Source organism: Corallococcus exercitus (assembly GCF_003611585.1).
Lineage (GTDB): Bacteria > Myxococcota > Myxococcia > Myxococcales > Myxococcaceae > Corallococcus > Corallococcus exercitus.
In genome coordinates this window covers 1-15,994 of record NZ_RAVW01000221.1, presented here as the reverse complement: position 1 = coordinate 15,994, position 15,994 = coordinate 1, and the positions used below count along the sequence as shown (strand labels likewise).

Annotated in this window: 10 protein-coding genes and 1 pseudogene; 4 read left to right on the top strand and 7 right to left on the bottom strand. The window is 70.9% G+C overall.

All coding sequences use genetic code 11. The features are described 5' to 3' along the window. The 5 genes and pseudogenes from D7W79_RS24880 to D7W79_RS24865 form a co-directional block, all read right to left on the bottom strand. Positions 1–1,117, bottom strand: a 1,117-nt coding sequence (locus tag D7W79_RS24880) for an ABC transporter permease (protein ID WP_120527885.1), incomplete at its 3' end; no start/stop codon positions are given. Continuing rightward, positions 1,114–1,812, bottom strand: coding sequence for an ABC transporter ATP-binding protein (locus tag D7W79_RS24875; protein ID WP_120527884.1), 699 nt, complete (start codon positions 1,810–1,812; stop codon positions 1,114–1,116). The genes D7W79_RS24880 and D7W79_RS24875, both read right to left, overlap by 4 nt. After that, positions 1,809–3,047, bottom strand: a complete 1,239-nt coding sequence (locus D7W79_RS24870) for an efflux RND transporter periplasmic adaptor subunit (RefSeq protein ID WP_147442039.1) — start codon at positions 3,045–3,047, stop codon at positions 1,809–1,811. The genes D7W79_RS24875 and D7W79_RS24870 overlap by 4 nt, the downstream gene beginning before the upstream one ends. A gap of 270 nt (positions 3,048–3,317) precedes the next feature. Beyond that, positions 3,318–3,488, bottom strand: a pseudogene (locus tag D7W79_RS46105) (NADH-quinone oxidoreductase subunit L); the annotation flags it as partial. A 46-nt stretch (positions 3,489–3,534) separates the two neighbouring features. Next, positions 3,535–5,976 (bottom strand): penicillin acylase family protein, encoded by a 2,442-nt coding sequence (locus D7W79_RS24865; RefSeq protein WP_120527882.1) that lies wholly within the window; start codon positions 5,974–5,976, stop codon positions 3,535–3,537. A 126-nt stretch (positions 5,977–6,102) separates the two neighbouring features. Here D7W79_RS24865 and D7W79_RS24860 point away from each other — a divergent pair, with 126 nt between their 5' ends. Then, positions 6,103–6,465, top strand: coding sequence for a YciI family protein (locus D7W79_RS24860; RefSeq protein ID WP_120527881.1), 363 nt, complete (start codon positions 6,103–6,105; stop codon positions 6,463–6,465). Positions 6,466–6,491: 26 nt separating this feature from the next. On the opposite strand, the gene D7W79_RS24855 is transcribed toward D7W79_RS24860, so the two are convergent. Beyond that, a protein-coding gene (locus D7W79_RS24855; RefSeq protein WP_439099225.1) for an IS5 family transposase occupies positions 6,492–7,290 on the bottom strand; the annotation gives its coding sequence in 2 pieces (ribosomal slippage) (positions 6,492–6,968 and positions 6,970–7,290; 798 coding nt in all). A 194-nt stretch (positions 7,291–7,484) separates the two neighbouring features. Here D7W79_RS24855 and D7W79_RS24850 point away from each other — a divergent pair. From D7W79_RS24850 to D7W79_RS24840, 3 genes are all read left to right on the top strand, one after another. Beyond that, a complete protein-coding gene (locus tag D7W79_RS24850) occupies positions 7,485–10,016 on the top strand; it encodes an AAA family ATPase (protein WP_158617042.1) in 2,532 nt (843 codons plus the stop codon). A 95-nt stretch (positions 10,017–10,111) separates the two neighbouring features. Then, on the top strand, positions 10,112–12,763 hold the full coding sequence (locus D7W79_RS24845; protein WP_120527879.1) for a hypothetical protein: 2,652 nt from the start codon (positions 10,112–10,114) through the stop codon (positions 12,761–12,763). Continuing rightward, positions 12,760–15,546, top strand: a complete 2,787-nt coding sequence (locus D7W79_RS24840) for an amidohydrolase family protein (protein WP_120527878.1) — start codon at positions 12,760–12,762, stop codon at positions 15,544–15,546. The genes D7W79_RS24845 and D7W79_RS24840 overlap by 4 nt, the downstream gene beginning before the upstream one ends. 3 nt (positions 15,547–15,549) lie before the next feature. Here D7W79_RS24840 and D7W79_RS43805 read toward each other — a convergent pair. Then, positions 15,550–15,994, bottom strand: a 445-nt coding sequence (locus tag D7W79_RS43805; RefSeq protein ID WP_158617041.1) for a hypothetical protein, incomplete at its 5' end; no start/stop codon positions are given.

Genomic DNA, 15,994 nt, shown 5'->3' with positions numbered 1-15,994 from the left:
GGGCCGGCCCCACGCCCGCCAGCAGGGCCACCCCCACCGCCGCGAGCGCGGACACCCACAGCGTGTGTCCGCGCGTGAGGTGGTCCGGCATGGGGCCGAACCGCGCGGCGATGAGCTTCGCGAAGACGTTGACCAGCAGCGGCGCGGCCGTCACGCCCAGCGCCGCGGAGCACAGGCCGATGACGGCGGACTCGGACAGCACCAGCGCCACCACGGTGCGCGGGCGGAAGCCCATGGCGCGCAGGGTGGCGATGTCGCGGGTGCGCTCGCGCACGCCCATGGCCAGCGTGTTGCCGATGACGAGCAGGATGATGAGCAGGATGACGGAGGACACCACCCGCACCGCGGTGACGATGGCCGAGGACATGGCCACGAAGCCCAGCTGGAAGGCCTTCTCGCTCTCCGTCTTCGTCGGGTAGGGGCTGTTGTCGAACAGGTGGTCGATGGCCGCCGCCACCCCCGCCGAGCGCGCCGGGTCATCCACGCGCACCGCGTAGATGCCCACCTGGTCCTTGCGCGCCTCCGTCAGCCGGTCGCTCTCGTTGAGGCAGCGGTAGCCGAACATCAGCGCGGTGGTGTCCACGCCGGGGCGCGCGCCGGTGTAGATGCCGCGCACGTTGAACGTCCAGTCGCCGGGGTAGATCTGCCCCTTGAGCGTCACGCGGTCCCCGACCTTCCAGCCGAAGCGCCGGGCCAGCCGCTCCCCCACGAGCGCGCCGCACGGGTCACCGCGAAAGGTGGCCAGCTGCTGGGGCGGGACGATGAACTCCGGGAACACGTCCAGGAAGGTGTGGGGGTCGATGGCGAAGTTGGCGAAGAAGTCCTTCTGCGAGTCGCCCAGCATGCCGCCGAACCACTCCTGGTGCGTGACGGAGGTGACGCCCGGCAGCGCGGCGATGCGCGCGTAGTAGGACAGCGGCAGCGGCTGGGTGAAGGACACCTTGTTGCGGACGATGAGCCGGTCCACCTGCGCGGCCCGCGCGTTGTAATAGAAGAGGTCGACGACGGTGCTCAGGAAGATGAAGGCCGTCACGCCCACCGCGCCCGCAAGGATGGTCAGCGTCAGCCGCAGCGGGTTGCGCAGCAGGTCCCGGCCCGCCAGTCCCACGTAGTTCACTGGAGCACCCCCTTGTCCAGGTGGTGCACGCGCTCGGCGCGCTCCGCGGCGTGCGGGTCGTGCGTCACCATGACGAGCGTCTTGTGCAGGTCCCGGTGGAGCACGCCGAAGAGGTCCAGCACGGCCTCCGCCGCCTTGCGGTCCAGGTCCCCGGTGGGCTCGTCCGCGATGATGAGGTCCGGGTCGGACACGATGGCGCGGGCGATGGCCACGCGCTGCTGCTCGCCGCCGGACAGCTGCGGCGGACGGTGGCTCACGCGGTGGGTGAGGCCCACCAGCTCCAGCGCGGCGGCCACGTGCCGGCGCCGCTCCCCGCGCGTCAGCGGCGTGAGCAGCAGGGGCAGCTCCACGTTCTCCGCCGCGGTGAGCACCGGGATGAGGTTGTACAGCTGGAAGACGAAGCCCACGTGCGCGGCGCGCCAGTCGCTCAGCGCGCGGTCATCCATCTCCGCCAGGTCGCGGCCGGCCACCTCGACGCTGCCGGTGGTGGGCCGGTCCAGCCCGGAGACCAGGTTGAGCAGCGTGGACTTGCCGGAGCCGGACGGCCCCATGAAGGCCTCGAAGGCACCGGTGTCGATGGTCAGGTCCACCGCCGCCAGCACGGGCACCTCCACCGTGCCGCGCCGGTACGTCTTGGACACGCCCTGGAGACGCACCATGGCGGGGGCCGGAGCTGACAGGGCGTCCTGGCTCATCCGCCCCCCGTCTCCACCTTCACGCGCCGGCCGTCGCGCAGGCGCTTCGGGTCCGGCGCCACCACCACCTGCGTGCCCGCGCGGGGCCCCTGTGTCAGTGACACCTCGTCGCCCACGCGCCCGCCCACGCGCACCGGCTGGCGGGTGAGCCGCGCGTCCTTCACCACCCACACGGCGTCGCCCTTGCCGTCGTGCACCACCGCGCTGGCGGGCACGCGCTGGGGCTGGTTGTGGGCGTCCAGCTCGCCCGGGGGCAGCGGCTGGCGGAGGAAGGACACCTTGGCGCCCATGTCCGGCAGCGCGCCCTGGGGGACGGACTGGAAGCGCACCAGCACCGTGGCGGTGGCCTTGGAGCGGTCGATGGCGGGGCGCACCGTGGCCACCTGGCCGGGGAAGGCGCGCTCGGGCAGGGCGTCCAGGAAGATGAGCGTGGGCTGGCCGGTGTGGATGCGCGACAGCTGCTCCTCGCTGACCTCCGCCTCGACCTCCAGGGCGTGGAGGTCCACCAGCTCGACGATGCCGCCCAGGTTGGTGCCGGTGAGGGCGGCCGGCGCGAGCACCGCGCCCTCGTTCGCGAGCTTCTTCGACACGGTGCCGTCGAACGGCGCGCGCACCACGGTGTGCGCGAGCTGGAGGCGGGCTGCCTCGCGCGCCCGGCGGGCGATGGCGAGCTGCGCTTTGGCCAGGTTGAGGGACTCCAGCGTCGCGCGGCCCGCGGTCTCCACGTCGAGCAGCTGGGCCCGGGAGACGGCGCCCTGCCTCGCGAGGTTGCGCGTGCGCTCGGTGGTGCGCTCGGCGTTGAGGGCCTGGGCCTGGGCGGCGCCGAGCCGGGCGCCGGCGGCCCGCACCTCCGCCTCCGCGCGGTCCAGCACCACGCGGGCGTCCCGGTCATCCAGCCGGGCCATCACCTGCCCCTGCCGCACGGGCTCTCCCTCCTCCACGGTGACCTCCACGAGCTGTCCGGCGATGAGCGGCGCGATGACCGAGCGGCGCCGCGAGTCGACGTAGCCGGACGCGGACAGCTCCGTCTGCTGCTCCCCGGGGAGCGGCTCGCGCACCTCCGCCACGCGCACGGTGGGCGTGCGGCGTGCCACCGCGGCCGCCACCGCGACGAGCACCGCGAGCAGCAGCGCCGCGGGGATGAGCCAGCGCAGCCTGCGCTGGCGCTTCAGGGGGGCGGCGGAGCGGTCGATGCGCAGCGCGCTCAGCGCGGTCTGGGACTGTGCGTCGCTCACGGCTCCTCCCGGCCAGGACCCCGGGTCCTCGGGAATGAGGGTAGGGAGGCGGAGTGCGGGGTGCCACGAGCGGGGCGCCGCTCGCCGCCGCGCCCCCGCTACTCCGCGCGCTCCACCCGGACGGCCGTGACCTTGTGGTCGGGCGTATGGGTGTACCCGTCCTGATGCGGGCCGGTGACGGCGTTGATGAAGACCTCCACGCCGCACAGGTAGCTGCCGCGGCCCAGGATGCGCGGCCCCCAGCAGGCCCGCCCGGTGGGCCACGTGCAGGACGCAGGCGGCCAGCGGGTACTCCTTGCGCACGGAGACCGTCGCCCGGCGGGCCCCCACCGCGTACGCCGCCAGCAGCAGGCCCTCCAGCACGGCGTGGGGATCCTCCTCCATCAGGAACCGGTCGATGTACGCGCCCGCGTCGCCCTCGTCCGCGTTGGCCACGACGTACTTCTCTTGGGCACGAAGGGCTCACCCACAACCTGTGCACGCGCCGCTATTCGAGCTTCGACGTGGCGTCGATGGTCAGCTCCGTCGTCGTGAGCGCCGGGTCCGCGAGGATGTCCGCTTCGTTGAAGAGCACGGGCCGGAAGTGCTTGCCGGAGAAGAGGTCCGTCTGGTCCGCGAAGTGCGGAGACGCCGGGTCGGTGGACTGCGCGTAGGAGAGGACCGCGTCCGCGCGCGGGCCCTCCGGCGTGAACTCCATCACCATCAGGAAGCTGGTCCCGAAGTCGACCAGGTAGCCCTCCGGTGTGAGCCCCGTGCCCGGGGAGAGCAGCGGACCCTGCGGCTGGGACTGCGGTAGCAGCGTCGCGTTCACTCCGGAATAGCCCACGACGTTGGTGACGCCCTCGAAGGCCGCGCCGCCATGCAGCGGCACCTTGCGGTCCCCCTTCCACGCGAACTGCACGTCCCCCAGCTTCGCGCGCACCGCGATGCCCGCCTTGCTCAGGAGCGCCACGGCCTCCGCCAGCTTCTGGTTCACCGGATCCACGCCAGCCGCCGGGGCGGGCACCAGTCCGGCCGGCGTCACCGCCGCCCGGGCCGCGTCGAAGGGCTGCGCGAAGAGGGCGCCCTTGTCCACGAGGTCGGAGCGGCTGAAGCCGTTCAGGAACTCGCGCCAGACGATGGCACCCTTGCGATCCAGGTCCAGACGGCCGTCCCACGTCGCGAGCAGCTGGCACGCCTCCGTGATGTACACCCGCGCGTCGTCGACGATGACAGGCCCCGCGCCCTCGCAGCGCCGCGCGACGGCCGTGCGCAGCTGCTCCGCCACCCAGGTCCGGTTGCTCAGGATGGCCTGCTCGGCCTCCTCGCGCGTGAAGCGCCCGTCGCTCCCGGACGCCGCGGTCTCTCCCTGCTCGGTGATCAGGGTGAGGTTCATGTGCGAGCGCGTGCTCATGCGGCCCCGCGTCCCGAAGATTTCGTAGAGGAAGGGCAGGTTGAGCAGGGGCTCGGCGGGGTTCGCGAAGGTCGCGGGGTCATTCGCGTTCATCACGAAGTCCGTCCGGGTGAGCTGAGGCATGACGGTCGTCGGCACCAGGCCTTGCGACTCGCCGTCCAGGCCCACCCATTCGTCGCGGGACGTGCTGCCGTCCAGGAGGATGAGCCCCAGCGACGCGAACACCGGCGCGTCCGGGGTGGACTCGAGCGAGTCGCGGTAGGCCACGACGGTGGCGGGGCTCAGGTAGGGGACCCGGGACGCGTCCACGTAGCGCGTGTCGCCGTCCGGGCTGGTCAGGAGCGTGTTCACCCAGGGCGCGCCGCGCACCGTGCGCTCCACGTCCGCGGCCTCGTTGAGGCTCCGGGCCTTGTTCAGGCGCAGCCAGTGTTCCGCGAACCGGTTGTTGTTCTCCGTGGCGTCGCGCGTCGTGTACGCGAGTTCATCCGTCCAGTCCGCGCCGGGGCCCGCGAGCATGGGGCCATAGTGGCTGCGCCAGAACGTGCGCGTCGCCTTCGTCATGGCGCCGTCGTCCCCGCGCACGTCGACGGTGACGGTCCGCGACGTCATGCGGCGGATCGCGCCGTCGTAGACATACGCCGTGGGGTCGCCCGGCACGAGCTTGAGCCGGTACAGCGTCATGTGGCTCGACGCCGTCACGGTGTGGGTCCACGCGAGGTCCCGGTTGAAGCCGATGTTGATCACCGGCACGCCCAGCAGGGACACGCCGTACACGTCGAGCTTGCCGGGGATGGTTTGGTGGCTCTCGTGGAAGCGGAGGCTGCCCTCCCAGGGGAAGTGCGGGTTGGCGACGAGCATGCCCCGGCCGCTGGCGGTCTTCTCCCGGCCCAGCGCCCAGCCGTTGCTGCCCAGTTCGTCCTTGCGCTGCGGCAGCGCGAGCGGACGCGACTGGCGGCCCTGGCCTCCCGCCTCCACGCCCGGCGGCTGGGCGTTCCCCACGTAGCCGAGCAGCGGCACCAGCGTGTCGAACAGCGACAGGTCCAGGTGGTACGCCAGCAGGTCGTACGCGCTGATGGGCTTCACCCAGGCCGCGCCACGGCACGGCGCGGGACGTTGATCCGCCGGCACGTCCGCGAGGTACTGGTTGTAGCCGGCGGCGTAGCCCTGCACGAGTTCACGCAACTCCTGCGACTGCTCCGCGAAGGTGGCCTCGGCGCGGGTGCGCAGCGCGAGTCCGCGATAGGTGAAGTCGCTCTCGAGGAACGCGTCCTGGGGCCCGCGTCCCAGGTAACGCGCGCGCTCGCCACGGACCTTGAGGAACTGATCCGCGAGGATGCAGACCGCGTCCTGTGCCTGTGCGTAGCCGATGCCGGCGCCCAGGCCGCGATACCCGTCGGCCTGGATGTGGGGGACGCCGTAGGCGGTGCGGTGGAGGGTGGCCTTGAGCGGGGAGGGCCCTGGTGGGTCGTCGTTCCGGCAGCCGCCGAAGGCCGCCAGGGTCAGCAGCAGGGACAGGGAGAGGGGAGAGGTGCGCATGGGTCGTCAGCCTCGCAAGCAGGGCTGACAAGGGTATTCGTTTTAAGCCCGGTATTCATGGCCCGGCGGGTAGTGGCGGTCTCGTCAGACCGATGGCATAGGCTGCGCCCCAACAAGGAGCAGGCCATGTCGTACATGCTGGTGGTGATGCAGACCGGGGGCGGGAAGCCCCAGACGGTGGAGGAGAAGCGGGTGGCGGCGGAGCGCATGGAGCGGATGCTGAGCTTCGGCGCGGCGCTCAAGGCGCGAGGTATCCTCCAGGCCGCGGACTCACTGCGTTCGGACGCGGAGGGCGTCCGGGTGGAGCGGCGCGATGGGAAGCTAAGCTTCAGCGACGGGCCGTTCACCGAATCCAAGGAGATCATCGGCGGCTTCTTCCTGGTGGACGTGAAGACGCGCGAGGAGGCGCTGGAGCTGGCCACCCAGTGCCCCGCCGCGGAGTGGTCCACCGTCGAGGTCCGCCAGAGCGGGCCGTGCTTCGACGGGTAGGCGGCCGACGCAATCCCCCTTAAAGCCTATTTCGGTAGGAGCGAGTGGAACCAAGTGATGATGCCCAGCGCGAAGTGCAGCATCGCCACGTAGGTGTCCTCTCGCTTCTCCCAGCGCACCAGCAGCCGTCGGAAGCGGTTGAGCCAGGAGTGGGTTCGCTCGACGACCCATCGTGGCGAAGGGCGTCGACGCCGTGAGCGCTTGGGACTGAGCTGGGAGCGTCGTCTCGGCGCCCGGAGCGTGAAGCCATACTCCTGGGCCAACTCGCGCACGGGCCTGAAGGCATACCCCAGGTCGACACACAGCGTCTGACGACGGCTCCGACTCGGTAGGGGCCTTCGGACTGGAATCGATTCAAGCGTGGAGCGCGCCAGCTTGAAGTCGTTCGTGTTGGCGCCAGCGACCACGAGGCCGAGGGGGACGCCACGCGAGTCCGTCAGCAGGCTTCTCTTGGTGCCCCGCTTCGCCCTGTCGGTGGGATTGGGGCCGGTTTTTTCCCCCGCCCAGCGGCGCCTTGCCCTGGGTTCCGTCCAGCGCCAGCCACCGCCAATCAATCTTCGCCAGGCCGTCATAGGCGAGCAGTCCCTGACGCCAGAACTCACGGAAGACGCCCGCAGACAACCATTCCCGGAAGCGTCGGTAGGCCGAGGACGGATGGCACAGGCCCATGGCCTTCAACGCGCCCCACTGCATCCCCGTGCGCAGCACCAGCAGAATCCCGTCCAGGGCCTGCCGGTCGGGCACGCGTGGGTTATGGCACCCCAGCGGGTGCTCTGGACGGGCCGGCAGCAGCGACTCGATGCGTCGCCACAGCTCGTCCGGCACCCGCCAGCCGTCGTCCTTCTTCACTACCCCATGGCCGCGTCCTCCTGCCTCTTCAACCCGGCAGGTGGCCGACCTTCTTCCCTAGCGAAATAGGCTCTTAGGAGGGATGGCCTGGATCCGCCCCGTGGGGTGTGATGCTCGGACTCGAAGGCATGCCCGCAGCATGCCCATCTCTCGGAATGAGGGGGAGCGTCATGAAGGTCCTGATTGGAGATACCGTCGTCCTCAAGCATCAGACGGGCAACCCCATCGGGATCGTGACCCGGCGCAACGGCAACACGCTTACGGTCCGGCTGCCGTTGCAGGACAACACGCTGGAACGCGTGTCCCGGTCCGATGTGGAGCCACTGGCCCTGGGAATGGCGGATGCGCGCAGACGCCAGGCCAAGTTCAGCAATTCGCTGAGTCTGGCCGGCCAGTCGTCGCTCGCGGATCTGGTCAAGGCGTTTGGCTACGCGTCGGACGTCAAGATGCAACGCTCATCGCTGGGGAATGTCGTGCGCCAGCTTGAGCGGGCAGGCCTGGAGGTCAAACCCACGACGGGCAGCTGGGATCGCTACGCGCCGTTTGTCCTGGGGCTGAGGGACGCCCTGATTGATCCCTCCACCATTGACGAAGGTGGCGTGAAGCAGGACCCGGATGAGGAACCGGAACCGGGCCTGCCCTCATCCTTCGCGCTGCCCCAACCCTTCTGGCCCAGTGCGCTGGGCCTTTCTCAGGACCGGGAGATCGCGTTTCTTCGCGCCCTGACAGCTCCCGAGCCTGTCCTCGCGCTCCTCTATCTGCCCGACAGCCGCAGCACCACGGACTGGCTCCAGGCCACTTGGGAAGGCGTGATGGGTTGGGCATATCGCGCAGCCCAGCGCTTCATCCGCACGGGCAGCGGCGAACCTCCGGCGCCGAAGGTGGTCCGCGGTCCCCCAACGCTTTTGCATGGCTACCTCAAGCCGTCCGTCTTGGCCTCGGATGGGCCCCGGCTCCAGGACGAACCGCGCACGCTCAACCTCGTTGCGCTCCGGCGCGATGTGGACGCCCCTGTGGATCTCCAACGCCTGCTTTCCGCCTGGCCGGGCCCTGTCTTCGAGTTTGACGCGACAGCGATCGCCAGTGACGGCACGCCCGTCTCGCGGCTCTTGTTGATGGTGGGAGGCAAACCCGAGAAGGCCACGGATGCTGTCGTGGCGGAACTGTCCCCGCTGAAGCTGGTGCTGTGGGGCCGGGAGGCCTGCGCCCATGGCGCAGCGCAGGCGATGAACTCCTGGGGAGAAACGCTCAAGCGTGCTCCCCTTTCCCGGTTCAAGGGCAGCAACGAGAGCGCCACGGCACTGTCACTGAAGGCTCGCCTGGCGCAGTGGGTGGGGCTGCGGAGCCCGGATGCGGAACTCGAGTTCGAACACAGCCGGGTGGAGGTCGTGGACGAGGAGGGCGCAACGCAGGAGGTGACCCGGACCGACCTGCATGTGGAAGGGCTGGGGAGCTTCGAGGTCGAGACGCTGGCAGGAAGCGGCCCGATGGAGTCTTTCTACCATCGGAAGATCTTCTCGCGGCGCAAGGCAGGGGAAACCTTCTCGCTCGTCGTTCCCAGCGAGGCCCTGCTCTGGGCGGGTCCTTTCCTGGCGGACATCGCCCATCACCTGGGTGAAGAAGGAGCGGTCCTCGTGCCCGTAGCGGGGACCGCCTTCGCGAAGCTCGAGCCACGGCCGCTCACGGAGAGCGCCTCGGAGGTGAAGGACCCGGAGGAGGCCCGGCGTGAGTCCACCATCGAGAAGGTGGAGCGCGATGTGGATCGCCTGCCTGGCCTGGATGACGTCGCGGGCTACACAGCCGTCAAACAGCGGATCCAGCACGACATCATCTGGCCGGAGCGTCGGGGCGCATTGCTACGCAATGTCTCGCGGGCTTCGGGGATCCTCTTCTTCGGGCCGCCTGGATGCGGCAAATCGCTGCTTGCCCGGGCCATCGCGGGGGAACTTGAGCAAGAGGTGCGACTGCTCTCTCCGTCGGACCTGCGGGGGCCCTACGTTGGCTGGGGAAGCCTGATGATCCGCGAACAGTTCGATTGGGTCGTGGAGCAGGAGAAGCGGATGCTGGTGCTCGACGAACTGGACGCGGTGGCGCGCTCCCGGCGTAACGGCCAGATGCACAGCGACGAGAAGGCGGATGTAAACGAACTCCTCGTCCAATTGGATCGGGCCGGCCGGCTGCGCAGGATCATCGTGGGCACGACCAACTTTCTGGGTGCGCTCGATGAAGCGGTCATTCGCAGTGGCCGGTTCGGGCGTTACGTTCCCGTGCCACCCCCGGACCTTGAGGAGTCCGTCGAGATCGTCTCCTACTATCTGAAGCGCTTGGCGCGCGGTGGGCAGCGAGTTTCTGTTCCCAGCGATGCCGAACTGAACGACATCCTGGCTCCGTTGTTCCTGGAAAACAGGGATAGCCTGGAGAGCCGGCGCTTCTTCTCAGGGGCGGACCTGGAGGCCGCTGTTACGGAGTCCTACCTTAGGTGCGCGCAACAAGGTGCCTCACTGGAGGCTCTGGATCCGGTGTCGAATGAAGGCGTCGTGCATCTGACTTGTGACGCGCTGGCTTCGGCGCTGGCGGGAGGCCCACGGTCTGTTTCTGCCCGCTCCATCCGCCGCTTCCTCCGGGAGACCCAGCGCCATTGTGGCGCCAGTCTCGCGAACGTCCTCGCGCAACGCTTCGAGGCGAAAGAGCAGGCCTCCTGAAACGTAGCCGCGCCCGCACTGCTTCCACCTTGCGACATCCCGCCTGACCCCAGGGTGATTCGCACGGCCGTGTCCCCCGCCCATCCTCCGGGGCCATGGCCACGACACCGAACGATGCCCCGGAGGCGGGCCCGGCGTACCTGCCCACCCCGCTTCCAGAGGCGCGGGCCTTCGCGTGGGCCGACCTGCTGACTCCCACCCAGAGGGGCCTCCGGGAGCTGTTCTCCTGGCTGGAGGCCGCCTGCGAGGACGGGGCGAACGCGGCGGGAGCCAGCACCGAACACCTCTCCACCAGCCTGCTGGTCTCCGGCGCCCGGGGCTCCGGGAAGACGACGCTCCTGCTCAGCGCCGTGCAGGCGCTGCGGGACTGGAAGCGCTTCGTCGGCGCGCCGGGCCCACCCGAAGTGGCCGCGCTGGCGCGGACGCTCGCGCGGCTCGAACGGCGCATCCTGTGGCTGGACCCGCTCGACCTGGAGCCCGTCCCGTCACAAGCCAACCTGCTGGCCGCGCTGTTGGTCCGCGTGCGGGCCGCGCTGGACCATCCCCGGCACGCCAAGGGCGCGCGTGGCGAGTCGTCGCGGTGGGCCTCTTCCATCCTGGAGGAGGGCGCGGAGGAGACGTGGGGGAAGCTGGATCACCTCATCCGCGACGCGTCGTTCATGTGGGAGGACATCCCGTCCACCACCGATGCCCGCGTGCGCGCGGAGCAGCAGATCCGCGCGTCGGAGATCTACGCCAACTTCCAGCCGCGCTTCGCGGACGCCATGGAGGACGTGGCGCGGACGCTGTCCATGCCGCGCTTCGGCGCGTCCGGCGGCGACCAGGTGCTGCTCGTGCTGCCCATCGACAACGTGGACCGCAGCATCGAGCACCTCTACAACATCGTGAAGCTCACGCGCATGGTGGCCAGCCCCCACCTCTGGTTCGTCCTGGCCGCCGGTCACCAGGAGTTCCAGCGCTTCATGGAGCGCTCCTTCCAGAAGGAGCTCATCGTCTCAGGACAGGCCGGCATCGGCTCTCACGGTCAGGAGGAGACGCTCGCCATCGCACGCCGCCAGGCCGCCACCACGCTGCGCCGCGCGCTGCCTCCCAGCTACCGCATCGCGCTGGATCCGGTGGGGCCGGATGAGGCCTGGCGCTTCCCCGTGGACGGTCAGGAGGAGTCGCTGGGCGCACTCCTGCGACGCATGAAGCTGCCTCGCGGCAAGCGGACGGAGTCGCGGGTGCTGGACTCCTTCGCGGACCTCTTCGACCTGGGGGGCCGGCTGACGCCCGACGTGGCCCGCTGCTACCGCGAAGCCCTCCGCACCGACGGCGAGGAGGCCCGTGACGCCGGGCCGCACCCGGGCGGGCCGCTCCTCCACCACGTCGGAAGGCTGGCCCTCACGCTGCCCGCGCGCACCCTGCAGGACCTGTGGCACTCCGTCCGGCGCGAGGTCCTGTCCTCCGCCGTGCCCGCGTCAGGCGCCGGATCCTCCGCCGCTCCCGAGGAGGGCGAGGCCGCGGTCCGCGTGGCCACGGAGATGCTGCGCAACGCCATCGACGAAAGCGACCTGCCGGCCTGGGCGAGCGAGCAGCTGCACCACCGGGTCCTCCGGTCTGACGACCAGGGCCGTGTCTGCATGGACCTGACGGGCAAGCCCATCCACCGCTCCAAGCGCACCAGCCTCCACGGCGTCCTGCAGGCGCCGCCCCGAGAACCGGGAGGAAACGGGACGGGCGCGCACGCCCGGGTGCTGGGCACGGAGGTGCACCTGCGCCGCTTCCATGAGGTGGTGCTGGTGCTGCAGGACCTGGAAGGCTCCGGCCGCGAAGCGTCCCTGCCCGCGAACGTCGCCGGCTGGTTCATGATCCTGCATGACGTGCTGATGCTGTTCGAACGGCCCCGCGTGCTGAGCGCGGACGTGACGCCCTTCGAGATGAGCCCGGAGCTGGTCGTGACCGTGCACGAGCTCTGGGCGGGGCAGGCTCGCGGGGAGCCCTTCATCCAGGCCGACTTCTGGTGGACGCCTCCCACCTGGAGCACCTTCATCGAGTTCGCCGTCCTCACCGCGCAGTGGCGCGCGTTCCTCGTGCGGTTCTCCAAGGGGTTCCTCACCGCGGGCGACGGGCAGGACCCCACGCTGCGTGCGCGCTTCATCCAGGCCGCGTGGGTGGAGAACATCTGCTCCGTGGCGGGGCTCGCGCTGGGGCGGTGGGACTGGGGGGATGCGCAGCGGGGCGCCGTGTCCGCCCTGCGCGGCCTGGACGCCGCGCTGGAGCCGTATGAACAGCAGGTGCGCGACACGGTGGCGGAGCTCATCACGCGGATCCGCGAGCACAGCGCCGGGTATGACCGGCTGTGGACGGCGCAGGTCTGGCTGCGCAACACGCTGCCCCTCCTGGTGCTGCCGGAGTTCGCGCTCGCTCCCACCGCGCGAGGGCTGCTGCGCCAGCCGCCGGGACGGGTCATCGAGGGCGGAGGCTGGGACACCCTGATGAAGGACTGGCGCACCCAGGCGTCCCGGCTGACGGCCTTCCGGCAGCAGCGGGTGCGCGAAGCGGTGAACCGCTCCGGCGCGGCGGAGTCGCTCCGGCAGGCGCTGGGCGCGGGCGGCGGGCGCGCGTCGGACACGTACTACGGTTGGCTCGACACCGTGGTGGAGGCCTGGTTCGCGGTCGTGGACCACGACGGGGATCCGCTGACGGGCGTGGTGCTGGGCATGACGCCCCGCCTGGACTCCGCGTCCACCGAAGAGCGCACGTGAGCGGCGAGGGCCCGCGTCCACCGCCGGGCAACCTGGCCCCGCGCCGCGTCCCGGAGGCCTACGTGCGCGCGGAGGTGGCCAGCTTCCCGCTGACGAGCCTCGGGGCCTTCCGCTCGGCGGTGACGGAGCTGGTGCCGTCGCTGGACGCGGAGGCCGGCGGCCCCACGCGGGCGCTCTGGCGCGAGTGCGAGAAGACCCTGTCGGAGCACGCCAGCGGCTGGTCGTTGGATCGGATCATCGCCGTGCGCGACGCGTTCTGGTTTCCCTCGCGGGGGCACATCCGCCACCGGCGGGCCCCGCGCCAGGGCGTGTCGATGCTCCACTACCTGCGGCACCTGGCGGACACCCACCTGGAGCGCCGGCCCGGCGTCACCGTCATCTTCCAGGGCACGGGCGCGGAGGCGGTGGAGGCGCTGACGCACTACCGCTGGCTCACCTTCGCGATGCCGGAGGACCTGTTGCTCGCGGCCGTGCCGGTGGAGCCTCCTCCCACGCGGGTGGACATCGAACCGCCCCTGCTGGTGCGCCACCTGCTGGATCGCGGCGTGGCGGAGGTCCACCACCACGTCGGCGCGGGCATGGACTTTCCGCTCCTGTGGGCGTCGCTGCTGTCCGCCGTGGGCGACCCGGGGCTGGATCCGGGCATGCTGGCGGGGCCGGGGCTGCCCTTCGATGACGCGGAGGTGATGCTGCGCTGGCTGATCGCGGCCGGGGTGACCCGCTGCGTCCTCGCGGAGGTCCTCCTGCGCCGCGAGACGCCTCCGCTCCTGGAGTTCGTGCAGGGCCTGTCGGAGTCGCAGGCGTGGCTGCCCCAGCGGCGGCGCGTGCTCTCGCGGACGCTGGAGGCGCTCTCCCGTGGACGCCGGGAGGTCCTCCCCTCGCTGGACGAGCTGCGCGGCCTCTACGAGGACCTGCATCCGCTGGCCGCCAGCAATGTGTCGGATCCCCCCGGCACGCTCGACGAGGTGTGGCGGCGGTGCGACCCCGTCGCGTCGAGGCTGCGGCTGAGCACCCCCAACGGCGGGGAGCGCTGGCTGGTGCGCGCGGGCCTGACGCACCTGGAGGGCCTGGAGCAGGCGGGCCTCCACGACGTGCACTTCGACCGCCTCTTCTGGCAGGTCCAGCGCGTGCGGTGCCTCAGCTATCGCGCCTACGTGCAGCGCCCCCTGACCGCGGGGCTCCAGTGGTTCATCCGCTTCTACGGACGGCCGGGCGTGATGAAGCGGCCCCTGCGCGCCGTGCGCGCGGAGGTGTCCTACGCGGTGGCCGGAGGGGAACAGCCCATCGCCGCGCTGGAGGTCCGCACGAGCCTCGCGAATGATCCCGTCCGCATCGCGGAGGAGCTGGCCTCCCTCACGCAGTCGTGGCGGGGCGTGCTGGCCCGCACGGGGGAGCGCTCCGGCGGTGGACGCCCGCCGGAGTTCGGCGTGGTGATGCACCTCATCAAGGCGCGGGATCCAGCCCGGCACTGGATGCAGGGCCAGCCGCCCGCGCACGGCATGGGGACGTACGCGGAGCCTGTCCCCGAGGGACGGGTGCGGCTGGGCGGCCGGTTCTCCGACTACTTCGCCGCGCAGTCGGTGCAGGTGGAGGCGCTCGTGGACCTGCTGCGAGCGGTGCCGCTGTCGCTCTGGCTGGTGCGGGGGCTGGACGTGGCGTCGGACGAGCTGAGCGTGCCCACGTGGGTGCTGGCGCCGCTGTACCGCTACGTGCGGTGGGGCGCCGCGCGCGCCGCGACGAGGCGGGAGGCCCGGAGCGCTCCGCCGCTCCGGCTGACGTCGCACGTGGGCGAGGACTACCGGCACCTCATGGAGGGCCTGCGCCGCATCTACGAGAGCGTGCACTACCTGCTGGACCGCACGGGAGGACGCCTGGGCCACGCCACCGCGCTGGGCGTGGAGCCCGGCATGTGGGCCGAGTCCGTGGGCGCGGTGATGATGCCCGCCGAGGACCGGCTGTGGGACCTGGTCTTCGAGTGGCGGCTGTACGGCGACTACCGGCTGCCGCCAGCGCTGGCAGCGGAGGCGCCACCCGGGCGGACGCAGCGGGTGGAGAACCAGCTGCGCGAGCTGTCCGAGTCCGTCTTTGGAGATTGCGTCGCGCCGCACGTGCTGGCCGAAGCGCATCACGTGTTGCACAACCTCTGGCGCCCACCGCTGGCGCGTGAGGAGGGCGGCGTGGGGCTGGATGCCTTCAGTCGCACCTTCCACCGGCTGAACTGGAGCCGGGTCCTCAACGCCGAGCACGTCCGGAGCCTCCTCGTGGCGTACCGGGAGGACGAGCGCGTGTTCCAGCGCGGGCAGCAGCTGGTGGACATCCCGCTGGATGCGTCGGAGGTGGCCGCGCTTCGCGCGGTGCAGGACGCGATGCGCCGGTACGTGGGCGCGCGCGGGACCGTGGTGGAGGTGAACCCGTCCAGCAACCTGCTCATCGGCAACCTGCTGGACCTGCGCAACCATCCCATCCTGCGGCTCAATCCGCCGCGCGCGGAAGAGGATGCGCCGCCGCCGGTGCCCATCGCCCTGGGCGCGGACGACCCCGTCACGTTCTCCACCTTCCTGCTGCGCGAATACTCCCTGCTGCACGAAGCAGCGCGCAGCGCGGGCTACTCCGAGCGGGTGGTGCACGAGTGGCTGTCCAACATCCGCCAGACGAGCATGGACGCGCGCTTCACCGCCTCCTGGCGCCCCGGCGCCCTGCGGATGGCGGACGAGCTGCTGGACGCGCTGGCCCACTTCACCCGGAGGACCGTGCGCCGCCACGAAGCCCCTACGCCCGCTTGAGCGTCACCGCGTCACTGGCGCCTGGGGAGCAGGCGTCGCCGGGCCCACGGGTCTGGACGGCGGCAGCACCTTCTCCGACTGGCCCAGGAGCCGGCCCAGCACCTTGTCCATGATGGAGCTCAGGAGCTTGTCCGCGGACCAGCCCGCGACCACCGCCAACGCCATCAGCGTGAAGAACACGGCCTGGTTGTCGCTCACGACGATGTGGAGGATGGCGGAGCTGGTGTCCCCGGACATGTTCCCGGCCTGGGTGTCCACCGACAGCAACATGCGGGACTGCTCCAGGAAGAGGAGCATCAGCGCCGCGAACGCGCCGAGCACGGGCTTCACCAGCAGGTGGTAGGCGAAGAAGCGGCTCGTCGCTCCCGTGGCGACGACGAAGCGCTCCTTCGACAGCATGTTGGAGACGATGGCCCCCGACGCCCCCGCGAACCCCACCAGCAACAGC

Coding starts and splice junctions, on each gene's coding strand:
- D7W79_RS24875 (WP_120527884.1), bottom strand. CDS start 1,812: ATGAGCCAGGACGCCCTGTCAGCTCCGGCCCCCGCCATGGTGCGTCTC.
- D7W79_RS24865 (WP_120527882.1), bottom strand. CDS start 5,976: ATGCGCACCTCTCCCCTCTCCCTGTCCCTGCTGCTGACCCTGGCGGCC.
- D7W79_RS24860 (WP_120527881.1), top strand. CDS start 6,103: ATGTCGTACATGCTGGTGGTGATGCAGACCGGGGGCGGGAAGCCCCAG.
- D7W79_RS24845 (WP_120527879.1), top strand. CDS start 10,112: ATGGCCACGACACCGAACGATGCCCCGGAGGCGGGCCCGGCGTACCTG.
- D7W79_RS24850 (WP_158617042.1), top strand. CDS start 7,485: ATGAAGGTCCTGATTGGAGATACCGTCGTCCTCAAGCATCAGACGGGC.